Raw genomic sequence first — 4,050 nt, 5'->3', positions numbered from 1 at the left:
ATATCTCGCATTCTAGCATATATCGTGTAAATGCGCTAATATTTAACAGTAAAGCCGTCGTAGAACGACGGGGTTTCAGACCCAAAATTTTCGATGAAAGGAATTTTTATTGGCTTAATTGAGGGATATCGACGGTTTATTTCGCCGCTATTTCCCCCTTCCTGTCGTTTTCAACCCACCTGTTCCCAGTATGCCATAGCAGCGATCGAGCGCTTTGGTGTGCTGCGCGGTTCTTGGTTAGCAATTAAGCGTATTCTCCGTTGTCATCCTTTTCACCCCGGAGGTTACGATCCTGTGCCTCCCTGTAGCCACAAGCACGATTAAAAGGCCAAAATACTGCCTATTTTCTTTGGGGAAAACGCTCGATATCGGCGATACCATAAAAGATAATCTGTTTATCTTTTAAACGTAGTCGATCGACTCTTAATTGGGTACCATCGAGGGCAAATTTATCTAAATCCATGAGGTTGTTAACGTGGCTGATTAAAGCTTCTCCTAAAGCTTTCGATCTTTCGTCCCCTTGATAAACCACCTCAACAAATTGAATTTTTCGCCGTTCTTCCACAACCACAGCAGTGGTCATTTCTAGAAGAATTGGTTCTTCTTCTCCCAATTTGATGAGACTTTTCAGAGTTAAAGTTTTATCGTCATTGAGAATTAATTCCGTATTCTGACAGTGAATTGATTTACCTTCGTACTCTAATCTTTGCAGTTTTTCGACAATAAAAGGTGTATTAAAAGAGGTGGTTAAGTCTTCTTCCGTTAAAACTACCCGCAAAGTGGCCCGCGTCGGTTGACGGAGTTTTACCTGTCCGGTAAAAATGGCACTAAAATCGATCGCCACTGCTTGTACATACAATTCCATGGCTTCGATGCGTAGGCCATTGTACATCAGCATCGACTGACCGATAAAGTCAAAACCGTCGATACTGCCTTGGAGTAATTTGGCCACGGGTTCGGCGCGGACAGTCGCTTTCAGCTTGCCTGTCCGTTTGAATAATGCAGCGATCGCAGCACTCACCGCCTTACTGATGAGTTGATCGCCGCTCTGATTGGGAAAAGGTAAGCTACCAAACACGCCTGCTGTCATATCTCTCATAAGTGGGACTACAACGATCTTAACATTATTTAAAGTTTCTTTACATCTCGTTTTATTAATGAGGATGATAAGCAATCTGTATGATTCTGTAGAGGTTATAAATTTTTAGCGGTCTATCCCGTGCTAGGGGATAGGATAGAAAAGTGCTACTATCCCAGTGATATAGCGTTTTTCACTTAGAAAATCGGGGTTAAAAACGTGGTTGCCATTTCAGATCAACAACAGTTAGCCGCTACCCACAACCACAGCGATCGAGTGGCGGTATTATTGATGGGATACGGGGAAGTGGAGAGTTACGAGGACTTTGCCAACTATAATGAACAGGCCTTAAATCTGCTGACGGCTAAGTTCGCTCCTGTACCGACTTGGGTTTATCCTCCCCTAGCGAAATTATTGGCCATATTTGACCTACACGAATGGCAACATCAGCATAATCACTTTATTTCGCCCCATAACCACATTTTCGAGCATCAAAGACAGGAAATCGAGCGCAATTTACAGGCAAAATGGGGTAATCGGGTGGAGGTATTCAAAGCGTTTAACTTCTGCGCGCCTTTTTTACCGGCACAGGTGTTAACGGAAATCCGCGAACGGGGATTCGAGAAAATTTTGATCTATCCTCTCCTCGTTGTTGATTCTATCTTTACCAGTGGCATTGCGATCGAACAAGTTAACAAAGCTTTAGCTCAAGGACAAAGGGGGGAACATTGGGTCAAAGGATTGCGCTATATTCCCTCGTTTTATAACCAACCCGCTTATATAGAGCTAATGGCGCGGTTAGTGGAGGAAAAAATCGCGGCCGAGGTAGCTAGTAGCTGTCTTCCCTCGCAAATTGGCATTATTTTAATGAATCACGGTTGTCCCCACGAAGCTAAGGGATTTACGTCGGGAATCGATGAAAGTCAAGCTTTATACGAGTTAGTCCGGGAAAAATTAATCTATCGTTATCCCTTGATTTCTGTGGGTTGGTTAAATCACCAAACCCCCTTAATTAAATGGACGCAACCGAATGCAGAGTTAGCGGCGAAGAATTTGATTGAATTAGGGGCCAAAGCCTTAATTTTCATGCCGATTGGCTTTGCTACGGAAAATCACGAAACTTTGCTGGATGTGGAGCATATTATCGAAGCTTTACGCCGCAAACACGACCAGGTTAATTATGTGCAGATGGCCTGTGTCAACGATAACCCCGAATTTTGCCGGATGGCTGCCGATTGGGCCGAGGAACACATCGAAGCTTTACTATCACAAGAGGCTTTATCTGTCAATAGTTCTGTAACAATTCCTCACATTCATTCCGATCACCATCATCACCACGGACACCACCACCATCATTAAGTTTTGACAGTGGCAAAGAGGGGCAACGGCGAAAATTAGTCCTACCACTTGTCACTTTTGGAAGTATAATCTATAATTGTGCTTTCCTGGGTACGTAGCTCAATGGATAGAGCATCCGCCTTCTAAGCGGACGGTTGTAGGTTCGATCCCTACCGTACCCGTTATTGTTAAGTAGGGATTGGAAATTCTCTCCTATCGTCCCAGGGACAATCGCTTTGATGCGGTGAGCGTGGAATTAGGTCAGTTGAGTCCTGTCGGTTGATATTGATTGTGTTTAATTTAGTTTGCGATCGAGTTGAAGCGCAGTCAAGGGAGAAGGCAAAGGCGAATAGGACGTACTGCGCCACAATATCTCACGGAATGAGGATATACAGCCTGAGAAGGAGTAAAACAAGAGAAACTACCTGAAACTCCTTCTTCTGTGCATCCCTCTATTTAATAGTTTGCCCTCTTTGCAATAGCCTTTCTCGTCTCTTTTGACGGGATTCTGTTTCCAGTTGGGCGAGTATATCGTCTAAAAAAAGATTATAAAGCTCAATCTGGCGGTTAGTTTCCCGTAAGCTTTCAAGACATTGTTTTCTCGTTGCTTCATCGGGATAGGAGGTGCGGTAAGTCATCATAAGTTCCATTGCCTCTTTACTTCATCAACACTAGCACTAACAGCATCCACACTGGCTGTTCCTTGCAAAATCGCTCTTTCTAACATCTCTAGCATCGTATTTGAGAGAGTCGGCTGCTCTTGTAAAATTCTCAGCAGGATATTATTAATTCGGGAGTAGGAATTAGTTACCCTCTCTCTGGCATTAGATAATTCTTCTAATTCTGATAATGTCCGTTCATTTTCCCCATATTCTGTAAAAAGTTGCCATTCCGTTGCCGATGCGTACTCTATCTGATCCGCTAGTTGACGCAGTAGATCAAAAATGCTCGCTAAGGTTTCCTCCGGTAATGTAGCCATATTCAATTATTTCTATTATCCCCAGTCTATCATCTGGTTGGTACGAGGTAATCCTGTTTAATTTAGTTTGCGATCGAGTTGAGGATCAGTCAAGGGAGAAGGCAAAGGCGAATCCGACACACTGCGCCACAATATCTCACGGAATGAGAATAGTTCGCCTGAGAAGCAGTAAAACAGGGAAAAGAAAGCGATCGCTAGTGAGAGAGATATATAACTTAAGATTTGTGACGCGATCACGACAAAGCAGAATTAATAGTTCCACTGGTTCAGGGAAATGAACTGATTAGCAAGAGGGACGTTAGCCGTTTCCAGATTGGCGATCGCATTGACAATTGCCTTGAAGTCCATATTTTTAAAGCGGTTAGCGTTACGGTAAACCGCTAAGACCCCCGAATGGCTTGGATTGGCTTGGTGCAACTCTTCAAAGTCATCGCAGTTATGAGTTAGCAGAATCCGATTTTCCTGTATGGCATAGTCAAGTACGACATCATCTGTGCAGCCAGTCAAACCAATTTTATTGATCGTCAGTACGTCTTGACATCCTCGCCGCCGTAAAACGGACGGCGATTCCCAAACCTCACGATTTGGGTTTCTGCTTCTTTCCCGAAGGATTTTTCGCACCTGCCTTAACAGATTTACTCTGTTCTGGTCTTAT

The 4,050-nt window shown here is 43.7% G+C and carries 6 protein-coding genes and 1 tRNA gene; 3 read left to right on the top strand and 4 right to left on the bottom strand.

Features of this window, described 5'->3' with window-relative positions; all coding sequences use genetic code 11:
• Positions 1–93 precede the first annotated feature (93 nt).
• A complete protein-coding gene (gene yidD, locus IM477_RS15005) occupies positions 94–324 on the top strand; it encodes a membrane protein insertion efficiency factor YidD (RefSeq protein WP_079208867.1) in 231 nt (76 codons plus the stop codon).
• A 16-nt stretch (positions 325–340) separates the two neighbouring features.
• Here yidD and IM477_RS15000 read toward each other — a convergent pair whose 3' ends face one another.
• Positions 341–1,099, bottom strand: a complete 759-nt coding sequence (locus IM477_RS15000; RefSeq protein ID WP_002757745.1) for an LmeA family phospholipid-binding protein — start codon at positions 1,097–1,099, stop codon at positions 341–343.
• Between the two features lie 198 nt (positions 1,100–1,297).
• Between IM477_RS15000 and IM477_RS14995 the strand changes: the two genes are divergently transcribed.
• A complete protein-coding gene (locus IM477_RS14995; RefSeq protein WP_287732385.1) occupies positions 1,298–2,437 on the top strand; it encodes a ferrochelatase in 1,140 nt (379 codons plus the stop codon).
• A gap of 88 nt (positions 2,438–2,525) precedes the next feature.
• A tRNA-Arg gene (locus IM477_RS14990) sits at positions 2,526–2,598 on the top strand.
• Between the two features lie 270 nt (positions 2,599–2,868).
• On the opposite strand, the gene IM477_RS14985 is transcribed toward IM477_RS14990, so the two are convergent.
• The 3 genes from IM477_RS14985 to IM477_RS14975 form a co-directional block, all read right to left on the bottom strand.
• Positions 2,869–3,057 carry a hypothetical protein gene (locus tag IM477_RS14985; RefSeq protein WP_002783384.1) on the bottom strand — a complete coding sequence of 63 codons (189 nt, stop codon included), beginning with the start codon at positions 3,055–3,057 and terminating at the stop codon, positions 2,869–2,871.
• Positions 3,054–3,395 (bottom strand): hypothetical protein, encoded by a 342-nt coding sequence (locus IM477_RS14980; protein WP_159292852.1) that lies wholly within the window; start codon positions 3,393–3,395, stop codon positions 3,054–3,056. The genes IM477_RS14985 and IM477_RS14980 overlap by 4 nt, the downstream gene beginning before the upstream one ends.
• 249 nt (positions 3,396–3,644) lie before the next feature.
• Complete coding sequence (locus tag IM477_RS14975) at positions 3,645–3,902, bottom strand: DUF5615 family PIN-like protein (protein WP_287732384.1); 258 nt, start codon at positions 3,900–3,902, stop codon at positions 3,645–3,647.
• Between the last annotated feature and the right edge of the window lie 148 nt (positions 3,903–4,050).

Source organism: Microcystis sp. M090S1 (assembly GCF_020246295.1).
Taxonomy (GTDB): Bacteria; Cyanobacteriota; Cyanobacteriia; order Cyanobacteriales; family Microcystaceae; genus Microcystis; species Microcystis aeruginosa.
The sequence above is the reverse complement of the archived record's forward strand: the minus strand, read 5'-3'. Positions and strand labels throughout refer to the sequence as shown.